This window comes from Halomonas sp. 328, from assembly GCF_015645095.1.
Classification (GTDB): domain Bacteria; phylum Pseudomonadota; class Gammaproteobacteria; order Pseudomonadales; family Halomonadaceae; genus Bisbaumannia.
The window spans coordinates 72,416-86,805 of record NZ_JADOTW010000007.1; the positions used below are offsets into that span (position 1 = coordinate 72,416).

Annotated in this window: 14 protein-coding genes; 12 read left to right on the forward strand and 2 right to left on the reverse strand. The window is 66.8% G+C overall.

All coding sequences use genetic code 11. From position 1 onward, the window contains the following. Positions 1-5 precede the first annotated feature (5 nt). The 4 genes from IHD13_RS04880 (at position 6) to IHD13_RS04895 (ending at position 3,897) form a co-directional block, all read left to right on the forward strand. Positions 6-509: a TRAP transporter small permease subunit gene (locus tag IHD13_RS04880; protein WP_195859915.1), complete on the forward strand. Its 504-nt coding sequence runs from the start codon at positions 6-8 to the stop codon at positions 507-509. After that, positions 506-1,831, forward strand: coding sequence for a TRAP transporter large permease (locus IHD13_RS04885; RefSeq protein WP_195859916.1), 1,326 nt, complete (start codon positions 506-508; stop codon positions 1,829-1,831). The genes IHD13_RS04880 and IHD13_RS04885 overlap by 4 nt, the downstream gene beginning before the upstream one ends. A 31-nt stretch (positions 1,832-1,862) precedes the next feature. Next, complete coding sequence (mmsB, locus tag IHD13_RS04890) at positions 1,863-2,756, forward strand: 3-hydroxyisobutyrate dehydrogenase (protein WP_195859917.1); 894 nt, start codon at positions 1,863-1,865, stop codon at positions 2,754-2,756. Between the two features lie 346 nt (positions 2,757-3,102). Next, a complete protein-coding gene (locus tag IHD13_RS04895) occupies positions 3,103-3,897 on the forward strand; it encodes an IclR family transcriptional regulator domain-containing protein (RefSeq protein WP_195859918.1) in 795 nt (264 codons plus the stop codon). 72 nt (positions 3,898-3,969) lie between these two features. Here the strand turns inward: IHD13_RS04895 and IHD13_RS04900 are convergent, their stop codons facing one another. Together IHD13_RS04900 and IHD13_RS04905 are read right to left on the reverse strand one after the other, a co-directional pair. After that, positions 3,970-4,953: an AraC family transcriptional regulator gene (locus tag IHD13_RS04900; protein ID WP_195859919.1), complete on the reverse strand. Its 984-nt coding sequence runs from the start codon at positions 4,951-4,953 to the stop codon at positions 3,970-3,972. Between the two features lie 199 nt (positions 4,954-5,152). Continuing rightward, positions 5,153-6,172, reverse strand: coding sequence for an AraC family transcriptional regulator (locus IHD13_RS04905; RefSeq protein ID WP_195859920.1), 1,020 nt, complete (start codon positions 6,170-6,172; stop codon positions 5,153-5,155). A gap of 225 nt (positions 6,173-6,397) precedes the next feature. On the opposite strand from IHD13_RS04905, the gene IHD13_RS04910 reads away from it, so the two are divergent. The 8 genes from IHD13_RS04910 to antC all read left to right on the forward strand — a co-directional run bounded on the left by IHD13_RS04910 (position 6,398) and on the right by antC (position 14,346). Continuing rightward, positions 6,398-7,630: a dienelactone hydrolase family protein gene (locus IHD13_RS04910; RefSeq protein ID WP_195859921.1), complete on the forward strand. Its 1,233-nt coding sequence runs from the start codon at positions 6,398-6,400 to the stop codon at positions 7,628-7,630. Positions 7,631-7,649: 19 nt separating this feature from the next. Then, the gene (locus IHD13_RS04915; RefSeq protein WP_195859922.1) at positions 7,650-8,438 is read left to right on the forward strand and encodes an SDR family oxidoreductase; all 789 of its coding nucleotides are present in this window, start codon (positions 7,650-7,652) and stop codon (positions 8,436-8,438) included. A 50-nt stretch (positions 8,439-8,488) separates the two neighbouring features. Then, positions 8,489-9,730 carry a styrene monooxygenase/indole monooxygenase family protein gene (locus IHD13_RS04920; protein ID WP_195859923.1) on the forward strand — a complete coding sequence of 414 codons (1,242 nt, stop codon included), beginning with the start codon at positions 8,489-8,491 and terminating at the stop codon, positions 9,728-9,730. A 2-nt stretch (positions 9,731-9,732) separates the two neighbouring features. After that, positions 9,733-10,254 carry a flavin reductase family protein gene (locus IHD13_RS04925; RefSeq protein ID WP_195859924.1) on the forward strand — a complete coding sequence of 174 codons (522 nt, stop codon included), beginning with the start codon at positions 9,733-9,735 and terminating at the stop codon, positions 10,252-10,254. A 64-nt stretch (positions 10,255-10,318) separates the two neighbouring features. Further along, positions 10,319-11,206: a SphA family protein gene (locus IHD13_RS04930; protein WP_195859925.1), complete on the forward strand. Its 888-nt coding sequence runs from the start codon at positions 10,319-10,321 to the stop codon at positions 11,204-11,206. 226 nt (positions 11,207-11,432) lie between these two features. Next, positions 11,433-12,821: an anthranilate 1,2-dioxygenase large subunit gene (gene antA / locus IHD13_RS04935; protein ID WP_195859926.1), complete on the forward strand. Its 1,389-nt coding sequence runs from the start codon at positions 11,433-11,435 to the stop codon at positions 12,819-12,821. A gap of 3 nt (positions 12,822-12,824) precedes the next feature. Then, positions 12,825-13,310, forward strand: coding sequence for an anthranilate 1,2-dioxygenase small subunit (gene antB / locus IHD13_RS04940; protein ID WP_195859927.1), 486 nt, complete (start codon positions 12,825-12,827; stop codon positions 13,308-13,310). A gap of 19 nt (positions 13,311-13,329) precedes the next feature. After that, a complete protein-coding gene (gene antC, locus IHD13_RS04945; protein WP_195859928.1) occupies positions 13,330-14,346 on the forward strand; it encodes an anthranilate 1,2-dioxygenase electron transfer component AntC in 1,017 nt (338 codons plus the stop codon). The last annotated feature ends 44 nt before the right edge of the window (positions 14,347-14,390 follow it).

Genomic DNA, 14,390 nt, shown 5'->3' on the forward strand with positions numbered 1-14,390 from the left:
TCGTGATGGAGGCCATTGCCAAGGTCATTGATCTGATCAATGAGTGGTTCGGTCGTCTGCTGGCACCGCTGATCGCGGTGATCGCCCTGGTGGTGCTCTACGACATCGGGCTGCGCTTCTTCAGCGGTCGTCCCAGCGACTGGGCCTTCGATATCACCAAGATGCTGTTCGGCGCCCACTTCATGCTGCTGGCGGCCTATGGGCTGCGTCACCACGCCCATGTGGAGGTGGACGTGATCAAGCGTCTGCTGTCACGGCGCAAGCAGGCGGTACTGGAGATCCTCGGCTACCTGATCTTCTTCGTGCCCTTTATCTACCTGCTGCTCAGCTATGGCTGGAGCTTCTTCATGCGCTCCTTCAGCCGCGGCGAGACCACCTACGGCATGGTGGCGATCCCGGTCTATCCGGTGAAGGCGGTGATCGTGATCGCCGCGGTGGCCATCCTCCTGCAGGCCATCGCCGTGGTGATCCGCGCCATCCTCGAGCTGCGCCGGGAGGAGATGCCATGAGCGCCGAGCTGTTGACCCTGTTCATGTTCGCCGGCCTGCTGGTGGGACTCTTCATGGGCCATCCCCTGGCCTTCGTGCTGGGTGGCGTGGCGGTGGTGGCGGCCTACCTGGGGCCCGGGCCCCAGGTGCTGGGCTCGATCATCAACAACGTCTACGGGCGTGCCATGGACAACTATGTGCTGGTGGCCATCCCGCTGTTCATCCTGATGGCGCGCTTCCTCAACGACTCCGGGGTCACCGAGAAGATGTTCCAGGTGATGCGCCTGCTGCTGGGGCGGGTGCGCGGCGGCCTGGCGCTGACCGTGGTGATCGTCTCGGTGCTGCTGGCCGCCACCACCGGCATCGTCGGCGCCTCCATCGCGGTGATGGGGATGATCGCCCTGGTACCGATGCTGCGCCATGGCTACCACACCCAGCTCAGCACCGGGGTGATCATGGCCAGCGGCTGCCTGGGCATCCTGATCCCGCCCAGCATCATGCTGATCCTGATGGCCAGCTACTCGCCGGTCTCGGTGGGGGCGCTGTTCGCCGGGGCCCTGGTGCCGGGGCTGCTGCTGGGTACCCTCTATGCCCTCTATGTGCTGGTGGTGTGCTTCTTCAAGCCCGAGTATGGCCCGCCGGTGGGCGCCGAGGAGCGCGCCGAGACCGGGCTCGGCGAGCTGCTGGTGATGCTGCTCAAGTACGTATTGCCGCCCATGGGGCTGATCCTCGGCGTGCTGGGGGCCCTGTTCACCGGCCTTGCCACCGCCACCGAGGCCTCGGCCATCGGCGTGCTGCTGGCCTTCGTGCTCTTCCTGGTGTTCGGCGATCGCAAGCCGCGTACCTGCTACCGCAGCTTCCTGGAGGCGAGCAAGACCACCACCATGGTGATGTTCGTGCTGGTGGGCGCCACCGCCTTCACCGGGGTCTTCACCCGCGGCGGCGGCATGCGGGTGATCCAGGAGCTGGTGATGGCGATGCCCGGCGGCACCGCCGGGGCCCTGCTGCTGATGCTGCTGTTGGTCTTCGTGCTGGGCATGTTCCTCGACTGGACCGGCATCGTGCTGCTCAGCTTCCCGATCATGCTGCCCATCGTCGACGCCATGGGGGTGGACCTGCTGTGGTTCGTGGTGATGGTGGCGGTGGTGCTGCAGACCTCCTTCCTGACGCCCCCCTTCGGCTATGCGCTCTTCTATCTCAAGGGGGTGGCCCCGCCCGGGGTGGAGATCGTCCATCTTTATAAGGCGGTGATTCCCTTCTGCCTGCTGATCCTGCTGGCCTGTGGGCTGCTGGCCCTCTTCCCGAGCCTGGTGACCGGGCTGCCGGCGCTGCTGCTGGGCTGACTTTCGAAAACCACCGCAAGGAGTGACTACCATGAAAATCGCCTTTATCGGCCTGGGCAATATGGGCGCCCCCATGGCCACCAACCTGGTCGCCGCCGGGCATGACCTGCATGTCTTCGACCTCTCCGCCGAGGCGATGCGCGCCCTGGGCGAGGCCGGGGCCCAGGTCGCCGCGAGCGCCGCGGCGGCGGTCGAGGGCGCCGCGGTGGTGATCTCCATGCTGCCCGCCGGGGCCCATGTGAAGGGGCTCTACCTGGGCCGCGACGGGGCGCCGGGGCTGCTGGCGAGCCTCGACGCCGAGACCCTGATCATCGATGCCTCCACCATCGCCCCGGAGGATGCCCGGGAGGTGGCGGCGGCCGCCGCCGAGCGTGGCCTGGACTACCTGGACGCGCCGGTCTCCGGCGGCGTAGGGGGCGCCAAGGCGGGCACCCTGACCTTTATCGTCGGCGGCAGCGAGGCGGGCTTCGCCAAGGCGCGGCCGGTGCTGGAGGGCATGGGCAAGAACATCTTCCATGCCGGTGGGGTAGGGGCCGGCCAGGTGGCCAAGATCTGCAATAACATGCTGTTGGGCATCCTGATGAGCGGCACCGCCGAGGCCCTGGCCCTGGGGGTGGAAAACGGTCTCGACCCGGCGGTGCTCTCCGAGATCATGCGCCAGAGCAGCGGCGGCAACTGGGTGCTCAACGGCTACAACCCCTGGCCCGGCGTCATGGAGGGCTCGGCGGCCTCCCGGGGCTACCAGGGGGGCTTCCTCACCCACCTGATGGCCAAGGATCTGGGGCTGGCCTGGGAGCTGGCGCTGGGCTCCCGCTCTTCTGTGCCCATGGGCTCCCAGGCCCGCAACCTCTTCGCCCTGCACGCTCGGGAGCATGGCGAGCTGGACTTCTCCAGCATCCTCAAGCTCTATCACCACGACGACTGAGACTGCCCGAGGCATGAGGAAGTGCAAGTAGTCATAGTCGGAAGCGCTTAGGGGCGCTGGGGGCAGGCCGAAGCAAAGCGTCTTTTTCAGGGGTGAGGAAGGCCCTTCCGAACGGGTAGGCCATGGATGGCCTACCCCGGCCCTGCAAGCGGAGCAGGATGCGAGAGCGCCGCAGGAAAAAGTCGAGCTTCCATGGAGGGATTTACAGCGTCTTTGCGAGGGTCCGGCCTTCCGGGTGCCTGTCCCCAGGATAGCCCCGTGTCTCCGCAGCGGGGCGAACATTTGTTCGCCCCGCCGTGCTAGAGTAGGGCCTTCGACGGTAGCCCCAGGCGGAGGCAAGCAGCAGATGGAGATCCCCCCCCAGGAAGCGACCCTGAGCCCGGACGATCGTGACTTCGTCACCGCCCTGGCCAGCGGCCTCGAGGTGATCCAGGCCTTCGACGAGGCGCATCCGCGCATGACCCTGAGCGAAGTGGCGGCGCGCACCGGCATGAACCGCGCCAAGGCGCGGCGCTTCCTGTTGACCCTGCATGCCCTCGGTTATGTGCGCAAGCAGGGGCGCAGCTTCGAGCTGGCCCCGCGGGTGCTGCAGCTGGGCTACGCCTTCCTCTCGGCCAACGACTACCGGGGCGTGATCCAGCAGTACCTGGAGGAGATCACCGCCGAGAGCGGCGAGTCCTCCTCCCTGGGGGTCCTCGACGGCGACGAGGTGACCTATGTGGCGCGCTCGGCGGCCCGCCATCGGCTGATGGCCATTACCCTGGCGGTGGGCACCCGACTGCCGGCGGCCTACACCTCCATGGGGCGGGTGCTGCTGGCCCAGTTGCCGGCCGCCGAGCTCGACGCCTACCTGGCACGGGTGACCCTGGAAGCGCATACCGAGCGCAGCGTCACCGACCCGGCGACGCTGCGCGCGCGCATCGAGGAGGCCCGCCAGCAGGGCTACGCCATCGTCGATCAGGAGCTGGACCCGGGGCTACGTTCCCTGGCGGTGCCGGCCTTCGACGGCGGCGGCACGCTGATCGGCGCCATTAACATCAGCACCAATGCCGCGCGGATCGACCTCGAGACCCTGACCCGGCGGTTGTTGCCCTTGCTGCAGGAGAAGGCGCGGGCGATTCGCGACGCCGTGCATCAATAAGCCCGCACGCCGAGCACCAAGAAGGCGCCGATGGGAACCCCATCGGCGCCTTTCTCGTTATGGAAGCCCTATTTATTGCAGCGGCGCGGCGACCGAGCGCTTGAGGGTCTCGGAGGGCAGCTCGCCGTAGCGCGCCTTGTACTCCTTGGAGAAGCGCCCCAACTGCTGGAAGCCGCAATCCATGGCGATGCTCGAGACGCTCTCGTTGGGGGCGGCCCGCTCCAGGCGCCGGCGCACATAGTCGAAGCGCAACTGGCGGAAGTAGGCGATGGGCGAGACCCCGTAGTGGGTATGGAAGTCCCGGTAGAGGCGCTCTCGGGAGACGCCGGCGGCCCGCTCCAGGTCGGCCAGCCCCAGGGGGCGATCCAGGGACTCGTGCAGCAGGGCCTCCAGGTCACCCAGGTAGGCGGGGCGCCCCTGCTGACGGCCCAGCAGCTCGCTGGTGTAGTTGTGGGGCTGGGTATAGAGCAGGCTGGTGATCAGCGAGTTCTCGAAGTTGCTCCACACCTCGGGGATATCGCAGAGCGACCCCTCGGCATGCAGCATCTCCTGCAGGTTGGCGACCATTTGCCACCACTCCTTCACCGTGCCGCTCAGCGGCATGCGCGGATCGAAGATTACCGGCCGCGACAGCTGGCGGCGCAGCAGCTGTGACAGCTTGTGTTCCAGGGCCTGGCGGGAGAGGCGAACCAGGCGCTTCTGGCACTGCTCGTCCATGCTCAGGCGCAGCGGCTGGCTGGGTGAGATGATCGCGCCCACGGCGGCATCGGAGTCGAAGGCCGCGCCCTGGTACTCGATGCTCTGGGCCCCCTGCAGGGGCAGGCTGATGCTGTAGCTATGGGTCAGGTCGGCGATGCCGACGGTCACCCGGGTCGCGTACTCGATGGTGCCAATGGAGACATGGCCGAGGCGGGTGCCCTGGTGGCGAAAGCTGAGCTGACGCGGCTGGGGCACCTCCAGGCGATGGGGGCCATTGACCTGGCACATCCAGCGGCAGGCCGAGTCGGGATGACGAAACTCGGCGGCGATCTGTTGTCGGGTCAGGGGTACGGTCATGGTTCCTCCTGGCCTCGCCGCGGTAATCGTTATCGTGGGGTCGTGTGACCCGGGGCGGTCGAGGCGTTGTTCGCATATCGTTCTTGGGTACGTATTGCGAACTGGCGTTGTTATTCTGCCATCTTGGCCAGGCAATGGCCAATCACCTAAAGGTATCCCCTTTCGGCGTCGAGGGGAAACCGGAGCCCCGAGTCGTTCGCTAGGGGGGCTCCTGCCCCTTGCCTCGCCGTGTCTCACTGGGGGCTTCGCCGAAGGCCTGCCGATAGGCGAGGCTGAAGCGCCCCATATGGGTAAAGCCCCAGCCCATGGCGATCTCGGTGATCGATGCCCTGCCAGTGTCCGAGAGCAGGGCCTGGCGCACCCGCCGCAGGCGCACCTGGCGCAGGGTCTCCATGGGGCTCTGGTGACGAAAGTCGTGGAAGCCGGCATAGAGGGTACGCAGGCTGACGCCCGCCACGTCCGCCAGCTGCGCCGGGGTCAAGGGCTCCTGGGCATGGGCTTCGATGTACTCCTCCACGCGCTTGACGTGACGCGGCGCGAGCCGCTTGTCTCCCTGGCGCAGCGCCTCGCTGTAGTTATGGGGCTGAGTGGTCAGCAGGGTATGGATGATCAGTTGCTCGAGCTGGGGGGTGATCAGCGGATCCCGATCGGCCTCCGGCGACTCCCCGAGCAGCCGGGTGACATAGGCGATGAGGTTGAACCAGCTCGGGGTGTCACGCCAGCGCAGGGCGGGATGGAAGCTCAAGGGGGAGCGCAGGGGGCGTCCCAGGAACTGGCCGCAGGCCTGTTCCAGTGCGTCGCGCTCAATGCGCAGCATCAGCTGATCGCAGTCATCGCTCCAGTGCATCCTGAGCCGGGCCGTGGGATTGAGCACCGAGGCCAGCCCCGCTCCCGATGACACACGTTCGCCGTCGCTGTCGATTCGGGCTACCCCCTGGAGGGGCATCTGGATCAGGTAGAAGCCCTCGAGGCGCTCCGGGTCGATACGTACCGCGCCGCCATAGGCCAGGCGGTTATAGGAGACGCGCCCCAGGGTCACCGAGTGCAGGCGAGCCGCCAGGCGCCCGCCCTGGCCCAGGGGCTCCAGTCGATGTGGCTTGAAGACACTGGCGACGCTCTGGCGCGCCTCTTCCGCGGCGGTCGATCGGAACACCAGGCGCCGATGGTCCTCCATCAGGGCTCGCTTCAGCCAGTCGGGTAGTGGCTTGTGCGTTGTCATGGGGGTCTCGCTTGTTGTTGTTATGTGCCCGCGTCAGGGACGGGCATCGCAATGCCCTTGCAGTATAAGGGCGGCATTTCCTGATTCGCGTCGTGGAAACGCACTTTCTGCACTCAGCGGATAGTGGTCGCACTCAGCGGATCGTGGCCTGCCCGGGCCCTTGCCTAAGGTGGTGGCGTGGATTCCCGCAATGACCCGCCAACAACAACACCAGGAGGCATCGGCATGGGCACTTCCATCGAGATCAAGGCCGCGGATGGCAGCGGCAGCTTCAGCGGATATCTGGCCATTCCGGCCTCCGGCAGCGGCCCGGGGATCGTGCTGCTGCAGGAGATCTTCGGCGTCAATGGCACCATCCGCGAGATCGCCGATTACTACGCCGAAGAGGGCTATGTGGTGCTGGCTCCGGACCTGTTCTGGCGCCAGGAGGCCGGGGTCGAGCTCGACTACACCCCGGAGGATTGGCAGCGCGCCTTCGGCTTCTACCAGGGCTTCGATCAGGATCGCGGCATCGAGGATATCGCCGCCGCCATCGCGGCCCTGCGTTCGCGCCCCGAGTGCAGCGGCCAAGTGGGGGCGCTGGGCTTCTGCCTGGGGGCCCGCCTGGCCTACCTGACCGCCTGTCGCTGCGACGTGGACGTGGCCGTGGGCTACTACGGCATGGGCATCGAGAATCACCTGGACGAGGCGGCCTCGATTCGCGGCCGCCTGGTGCTGCACTTCGCCGAGCAGGACGAGTACTGTCCCGCCGCCGCCCGCCAGGATATCGAAGCCGCCCTGGGCCAGCGGGAGAACGTCGAGCTCTATCGCTATCCGGGGGTCGACCACGCCTTCGCCCGGCCCCGTTCCGAGCATTACCACAAGCCCTCCGCGCTGATGGCCCACCAGCGCTCGGTGGCGGCCTTCCGCCAGGCGATGGGGCCCCACTACGACCTATCGGCGCTGTGGGACAAGCACTGCGAGTACGAGTTTTCCACCCGCAACGTGGACGACACCATGGCCACCATGGTCGCCGAGCCCTATGTGAACCATATCCCGACCCTGACCGGCGGGGTGGGCTACCGGGAGCTCTATCGCTTCTACAAGCACCACTTCGTCGACAGCAACCCCGATGACACTACCCTGATTCCGCTGTCGCGAACCATCGGTGCCACCCAGATCGTCGACGAGCTGCTGTTCTGCTTTACCCACGACCGGGAGATCGACTGGCTGCTGCCGGGGATCGCTCCCACCGGCAACTACGTGGAGATCCCCCTGGTCGCCATCGTCAAGTTCCGCGGCGACAAGCTCTACCACGAGCACATCTACTGGGATCAGGCCTCGCTGCTGGTGCAGGTCGGGGTGCTCGACCCCGCCGGGCTGCCGGTGGCCGGCCGCGAGACCGCCGCCAAGCTGCTCGACGAGACCCTGCCGTCCAATGCCTTGATGCCCACCTGGGCCGATAGCGCCAACCGCTGAGGGAAGGGAGGAGCGTCTCATGGAATCACTGCACAAGCGCAGCGTCATCATCACCGGCGGAGCCACCCTGATCGGCCAGGCCCTGGCCGAGGCCTTCGTGGCGGCGGGCAGCCAGGTCGCCATCCTCGATATCGATGCGGCGGCCGGGGCGGCCCTGGCCGACCGGCTGGGGCCGGGGGCGCGTTTCATCGCCACCGACATCACCCGGGACGACCAGCTCCAGGCGGCGGTGGCGCGGGTCGAGGCGGAGGTGGGCGGGATCGACATCCTGGTCAACCTGGCCTGCAGCTACCTGGACGATGGCCTGGCCTCGTCCCGGGCCGACTGGCTGACGGCGCTGGACATCAACCTGGTCAGCGCGGTCATGGCCGCCAAGGCCGTGCACCCGGCCCTGCGCCGTCGCGGGGGCGGCGTGATCATCAACTTCAGCAGCATCTCGGCCGAGGTCGCCCAGACCGGGCGCTGGCTCTACCCGGCCAGCAAGGCGGCGATGCGCCAGCTGACCCGCAGCATGGCCCTCGACCTGGCCGAGGCGGGCATCCGCGTCAATTCGGTATCGCCGGGCTGGACCTGGTCGCGGCTGATCGAAGAGGTCAGCGGCGGCGACCGGGCGCGTACCGACCGGGTGGCGGGGGACTTTCATATGCTCGGCCGCGCCGGGGACCCGGAGGAGGTCGCCCAGGTGGTGCTCTTCCTCTGCTCCGACCGGGCCAGCTTCGTCACCGGCGCCGACTACGCCGTGGATGGCGGCTACTCGGCGCTGGGCCCGGAGCAGCGAGTGCCGGCAATCCCGCGGCTCGCCGGCTGATTTCACCGAGGCCTCTGGCCATCACAACAACAACCGATGGGGAGATTCCCATGACCCGACGCATTGCTATCGTAGGGGCCGGTCAGTCCGGCCTGCAGACCGGCATCGGCCTGCTCAAGAGCGGTTACCAGGTGACCCTGCTCTCCAACCGTACCGGTGAACAGATCCGCCAGGGGCGGGTGATGTCGAGCCAGTGCATGTTCGATCAGGCGCTGCAGACCGAGCGCGACCTGGGGCTGAACTTCTGGGAGGACGAGTGCCCGCCGGTGGAGGGCATCGGCATGACGGTGCCCCACCCGGAGCGGGCCGGCGCCAAGCTGATCGACTGGGCCGCGCCCCTGGAGCGCTACGCCCAGTCGGTGGATCAGCGCCTCAAGATGCCGGTCTGGATGGAAGCGTTCGAGCGCCTGGGGGGCGAGCTGGTGATTCGCGACGCCGGCATCGAGGAGCTGGAAGAACTGGCCGCCAGCCACGACCTGGTGCTGGTGGCCGCGGGCAAGGGCGATATCGTGCGGCTCTTCGAGCGCGATGCCGAGCGGTCGCGCTTCGACAAGCCCCAGCGGGCCCTGGCCCTCACCTATGTGCAGGGCATGACGCCCCGGGAGGACTTCTCCCGGGTGGCCTTCAACCTGATCCCCGGCGTCGGCGAATACTTCGTCTTCCCGTCCCTGACCCTCAACGGCCCCTGCGAGATCATGGTCTTCGAAGGGGTGCCCGGTGGGCCCATGGACTGCTGGCAGGAGGTCACCACCCCCGAGCAGCACCTGGCCAAGAGCCTGGAGCTGCTGCGCACCTATGCGCCCTGGGAAGCGGCGCGCTGCCAGGACGTGCAGCTCACCGACGACAACGGCATCCTCGCCGGGCGCTTCCCGCCCACGGTGCGCAAGCCGGTGGCGACCCTGCCGTCGGGGCGCCAGGTGCTGGGCATCGCCGATGCCCTGGTGGTCAATGACCCCATCACCGGTCAGGGCTCCAACAACGGCGCCAAGTGCAGCCGCGTCTACCTGGACGCCATCCTGGCCCGGGGTGATGCTCCCTTCGATCGGGCCTGGATGGAGGCCACCTTCGAGTCCTACTGGCGCTATGCCAAGGACGTGGTGAGCTGGACCAACAGCCTTCTGCTGCCGCCTGCCGAGCACATCCTCGAGCTACTGGACGCCGCCCAGCATGCCCCGGAGCTGGCCTCGATGCTGGCCAACGGCTTCGATAACCCCCCCGACTACCTGCCCTGGTGGCTCGATGCCAAGGCCTGCCGCCACCTGATCAACGAACAGCTCAAGCTGGAGGCCTGATCATGACTACCCTGACCGCATCCAAGCCGGCCGTGGCGGTTGGCGCCGAGGCCCTGGACCCCCGGGCCCTGCGCCAGACCCTGGGCCATTTCGCCACCGGCGTGACCGTGGTGACCACGACGGGGGAGGGCGGCGAGCCCATCGGCATCACCGCCAACTCCTTCTCTTCGCTCTCCCTGGATCCGCCTTTGATCCTGTGGAGCCTGGGCGTGCAGTCGCCCAGCCTTGCCGCCTTCGCCGAGGGGCGCCACTTCGCGGTGAATATCCTCGCCGCCCAGCAGGAGGCGCTGGCCATGCAGTTCGCCCGCCCCGCCGAGGACAAGTTTGCCGGCGTCGCGGTGCAGACCAGTGCCGAGGGGGTGCCGCTGCTGGCGGATAGCCTGGCGCGCCTGGAGTGCCGCGTCGAGTTCACTCGCCTGGCCGGGGATCATCTGCTGATCGTCGGACGGGTGCTGCGCTTCGCCAGCGAGGCGGGCGAGCCGCTGCTCTTCTACCAGGGGGGCTTTCAGCGCCTCTGCGCCTGAGCCTGCCCGCCCCGGGGCCGTCCGGCCCCGGGCCATAACAACAACAGCCATGTGAGATCATCCGATGAAAGGAACTGCACTGCGAGGCGGGATCGCCGGCCTGGCCCTGCTGGCCGCGGCCTCGGCCCAGGCCACCGAGGGGGGCGGGTCGAGCTACCCCATGGGGGCCGAAAACTTCCTGATGGGGGCCCTGCCGTCGCCGGGCGTCTATCCGCTGCTCTACGCCAACCACTATGCCGCCGATGCGTTCCGCGACGGCCAGGGGAATCGCCTGCCCATCGACTTCCGGCTCAGGGCCAATGTGCTGGCGCCGCGCCTGCTCTGGGTCACCGAGCAGACCCTGTGGGGCGGTCAACTGGCCTTCGCCGGCCTCTTTCCGCTGGTCGACCTGGATGTCACCGTCAATGGCCAGCACGATAGTGCGCGGGGCCTGGGGGATATCGACCTGACCATGGCCCTGGCCTATCACCATAGCCCTCACCTGCATAGCGCCGTGGGGGTCGACCTCTTCGTGCCCACCGGCAGCTTCGATGCCGGCCGCCTGGCCAATCTCGGTCGCAACTACTGGACCGTGCAGGGAGTCTATGCGCTCTCCCGGGTCGACCCCGAGGGGCTCAACTGGGATCTCAAGGTGATGTATGACTACAACTTCGAGAACAGCGACACCCACTACCAGTCGGGCCAGGAGCTGCATGCCGACTACGCCCTGGGCTATGCGCTGCGCCCCAATTGGGTCGCGGGGGTGGGGGGCTACGCCTACCGGCAGGTCACCGATGATCGCCTCAACGGGGTCGAGATCGGCAATCGCGGCCGGGCCTTCGCCATTGGCCCGTCGCTGAAGTGGGACAACGGCCAGGGCGCCTTCGTGACCCTCAAGTATGAGCGGGAGTTCGCCGTCCAGAATCGCCCCCAGGGGGATTCCCTGTGGCTCAAGGCGAGCCTGCCGTTCTGATTCAGTCAGTGCATATCTTTCGAAAAAGGCACCGTTCGCCCCGGCGACGGTGCCTTTCTCTTTGGTCGTATGGGTTCTTTAAAGATGTTAACTATCAGTGGGTTATATGCCCGCTCCGGGGGTGGAGAAAAAGTGCATAGCGTTCCTCCAAGAACTGCATAGTGAGCCCTGGGGAAGGGCGCCTAAGGTGAGTCGTACCAAAACAGCAACAAGACGGTAACGACCGATGACAGCATATCGCTCCCTCCCCGAATGGCAGGCGTTCATCGAGAAGTGCATCGATTTCCGCCCCGATAACGGCGTCTATCGTGTCTCCCGTGACATGTTCACCGATCAGGCCCTCTTCGATCTCGAAATGGAACTGATCTTCGAAAAGCAGTGGATCTTTGCCTGCCACGAGAGCCAGATCCCGAACAACAACGACTTCATCACCATGCAGGCCGGCCGCCAGCCGATGATCATCACCCGCGACGGCAAGGGCGAGCTGCGCGCGCTGGCCAACACCTGCCAGCACCGCGGCGCCACCCTGACCCGGGTCGGCAAGGGCAACCAGTCCACCTTCACCTGCCCGTTCCACGCCTGGTGCTACAAGTCCGACGGCCGCCTGGTCAAGGTCAAGGCGCCGAGCGAATACCCCGCCGACTTCGACAAGGCCAGCCGTGGCCTGAGCCAGGCGCGCATCGAAAGCTACCGTGGCTTCGTCTTCATCAGCCTGGACACCGAGTCCAGCGTCGGCCTCGAGGAATTCCTCGGCGACACCAAGCTGTTCTTCGACATGATGGTGGAGCAGGCGGAAGACGGTGAGCTGGAGGTGCTGCCCGGCGAGTCCCGCTACACCTTCAACGCCAACTGGAAGCTGCAGAACGAGAACGGCCTGGACGGTTATCACGTCAGCACCGTCCACTACAACTACGTCTCCACCGTGCAGCATCGCCGCGAGCTGGAGGCCCAGAAGCACGGCAGCGGCGGCGATACCCTCGACTACAGCAAGCTGGGCGCCGGCGACAAGGACACCGATGACGGCTGGTTCTCCTTCACCAACGGTCACAGCCTGCTGTTCAGCGACATGCCCAACCCCCAGGTGCGCCCCGGCTATGCCGCGGTGATGCCGCGCCTGCTGGAGCAGCACCCCCAGGAGCGCGCCGAGTGGACCATGCACCGCCTGCGCAACCTGAACATCTACCCCAGCCTCTTCTTCATGGACCAGATCAGCTCCCAGCTGCGCATCGTGCGCCCGGTGGCCTGGAACAAGACCGAGGTAATCAGCCTCTGCCTGGGCGTGAAGGGCGAGTCCGACGCCGACCGCGAGAACCGCATTCGCCAGTTCGAGGACTTCTTCAATGTCTCCGGCATGGGCACCCCCGATGACCTGGTGGAGTTCCGCGAGCAGCAGCGCGGCTTCGAGGCGCGGGCCACCGAGTGGAACGACATCTCCCGGGGCCATGAGCACTGGCAGTACGCCGAGACCCACAACAGCCAGGTGCTGGGTATCCAGCCGGTGATCACCGGTACCGAGTTCACTCACGAGGGCCTCTACGTCAACCAGCACGGCACCTGGCAGCGCCTGCTGCTCGAGGGCCTCGAGAAGAAAGCACTCAAGCTCCAGGAGGTGTAAGTCATGAGCCAGCAGCAAGCCATCGAGCAGTTCCTCTATCGGGTCGCCGAGTATTGCGACAACCAGGAGTGGGACGCCTACCTCGAGCAGTTCGCCCCGGAGTGCGAGTTCCATATTCCCCAGTGGAAGGGCGAGCACGAGGTCACCAGCGACCCCAAGCGCGAGATGTCGCTGATGTACTACGCCGATCGCACCGGCATCGAGGATCGTATCTTCCGTCTGCGCACCGGCAAGTCCGCGGCCTCCACGCCGATGCCGCGCACCCTGCACCTGATCAATAACGTACGCCTGGCGACCCGCGAGGATGGCCAGGTGCAGGTTAAGGTGAACTGGGTGACCCACTTCCATCGCTTCGGCGAGAGCGGCCACTTCTTCGGCACCGCCGACTACACCCTGCGCGGCGACGGCGACGACTGGAAGATCACCCGCAAGCACACCGTGCTGCTCAACGACAAGATCGATTCCGTCCTGGATTTCTACCACGTCTGATTGCGCTGGAGGGCGAGTCATGCACAACACAGCCGCCATCGTCTTTCGGGACGGCACCACCCGCTTCGTCAAGGTCGACGCCAACGAGCTGCTGATGGACGCCGCGCAGCGCCACGGGGTCAACCTGCCGGTGGATTGCCGGGAAGGGGTCTGCGGGACCTGCCGCTGCCTGCGCGAGTCCGGCGAGGTCGAGGTCGAGTACATCGACGAGGAGGCCCTGACCGAGGAGGAGATCGCCGACGGGCATGTGCTGGCCTGCCAGACTCGCCTGCGCTCCAGTCAGGCCTCCTTCTACTTCGATATCGACTCCACGGTCTGCAGCGTGGCCACCGAGGTGCACGACGGCACCGTCACTGCCGTGGAGGCGGTCTCCGACGGCGCCGCCATCCTCGAGATCACCCTCGACGACCCGGCCCAGGCCCTGCCTTATCTGCCCGGCCAGTATGCGCGGATCGAGGTGCCGGGCTCCGATGAGTGGCGCGCCTACTCCTTCGCCACCGCGGCGGTGAAAGAGGGCAAGCTGCGCTTCTTGATTCGCCTGCTGCCCAGCGGGGTGATGAGCGATTACCTGCGCGACCGGGCCAAGGTGGGCGATGCCATCTCCCTGGAAGCGCCCCTGGGCGCCTTCTATCTGCGCGAGGTGCAGGCCCCGCTGCTGATGGTGGCCGGCGGTACCGGCCTCTCCGCCTTCCTCGGCATGCTCGAGGAGCTGGCCGAGAAGGGCGAGTGCACCCAGCCGATTCGCCTCGCCTATGGGGTGACCCAGGAGCAGGACCTGAGCGAGCTCGATCGCCTCGAGGCCTTTACCCGCACCCTTCCCGACTTCGCCTTCGACACCGTGGTGATGAATCCCTCGGAGGCGTGGCAGGGCAACAAGGGGGTGGTCTGCGATCTCTTCGACCTCGACTTCCTGGCCCGGCCCTTCGATGCCTACCTGTGCGGGCCGCCGCCGATGATCGAGGCCACCAAGCAGTGGCTCGCCGAGCGCGAGGTGGGCGAGCACCGCGTCTTCTTCGAGAAATTCGTTTCCAGTTGAGGCCCTGGGCCTATCAGGGCCCCAGTACCGGCCCGGGTGGCCAC

Excerpts from the sequence above, each read along its gene's own strand:
- IHD13_RS04895 (WP_195859918.1), top strand. The coding sequence starts at position 3,103 with ATGGAGATCCCCCCCCAGGAAGCGACCCTGAGCCCGGACGATCGTGAC.
- IHD13_RS04910 (WP_195859921.1), top strand. The coding sequence starts at position 6,398 with ATGGGCACTTCCATCGAGATCAAGGCCGCGGATGGCAGCGGCAGCTTC.
- antB (WP_195859927.1), top strand. The coding sequence starts at position 12,825 with ATGAGCCAGCAGCAAGCCATCGAGCAGTTCCTCTATCGGGTCGCCGAG.
- IHD13_RS04900 (WP_195859919.1), bottom strand. The coding sequence starts at position 4,953 with ATGACCGTACCCCTGACCCGACAACAGATCGCCGCCGAGTTTCGTCAT.
- antC (WP_195859928.1), top strand. The coding sequence starts at position 13,330 with ATGCACAACACAGCCGCCATCGTCTTTCGGGACGGCACCACCCGCTTC.
- IHD13_RS04915 (WP_195859922.1), top strand. The coding sequence starts at position 7,650 with ATGGAATCACTGCACAAGCGCAGCGTCATCATCACCGGCGGAGCCACC.
- IHD13_RS04885 (WP_195859916.1), top strand. The coding sequence starts at position 506 with ATGAGCGCCGAGCTGTTGACCCTGTTCATGTTCGCCGGCCTGCTGGTG.
- antA (WP_195859926.1), top strand. The coding sequence starts at position 11,433 with ATGACAGCATATCGCTCCCTCCCCGAATGGCAGGCGTTCATCGAGAAG.
- IHD13_RS04930 (WP_195859925.1), top strand. The coding sequence starts at position 10,319 with ATGAAAGGAACTGCACTGCGAGGCGGGATCGCCGGCCTGGCCCTGCTG.
- mmsB (WP_195859917.1), top strand. The coding sequence starts at position 1,863 with ATGAAAATCGCCTTTATCGGCCTGGGCAATATGGGCGCCCCCATGGCC.
- IHD13_RS04905 (WP_195859920.1), bottom strand. The coding sequence starts at position 6,172 with ATGACAACGCACAAGCCACTACCCGACTGGCTGAAGCGAGCCCTGATG.
- IHD13_RS04925 (WP_195859924.1), top strand. The coding sequence starts at position 9,733 with ATGACTACCCTGACCGCATCCAAGCCGGCCGTGGCGGTTGGCGCCGAG.
- IHD13_RS04880 (WP_195859915.1), top strand. The coding sequence starts at position 6 with ATGGAGGCCATTGCCAAGGTCATTGATCTGATCAATGAGTGGTTCGGT.
- IHD13_RS04920 (WP_195859923.1), top strand. The coding sequence starts at position 8,489 with ATGACCCGACGCATTGCTATCGTAGGGGCCGGTCAGTCCGGCCTGCAG.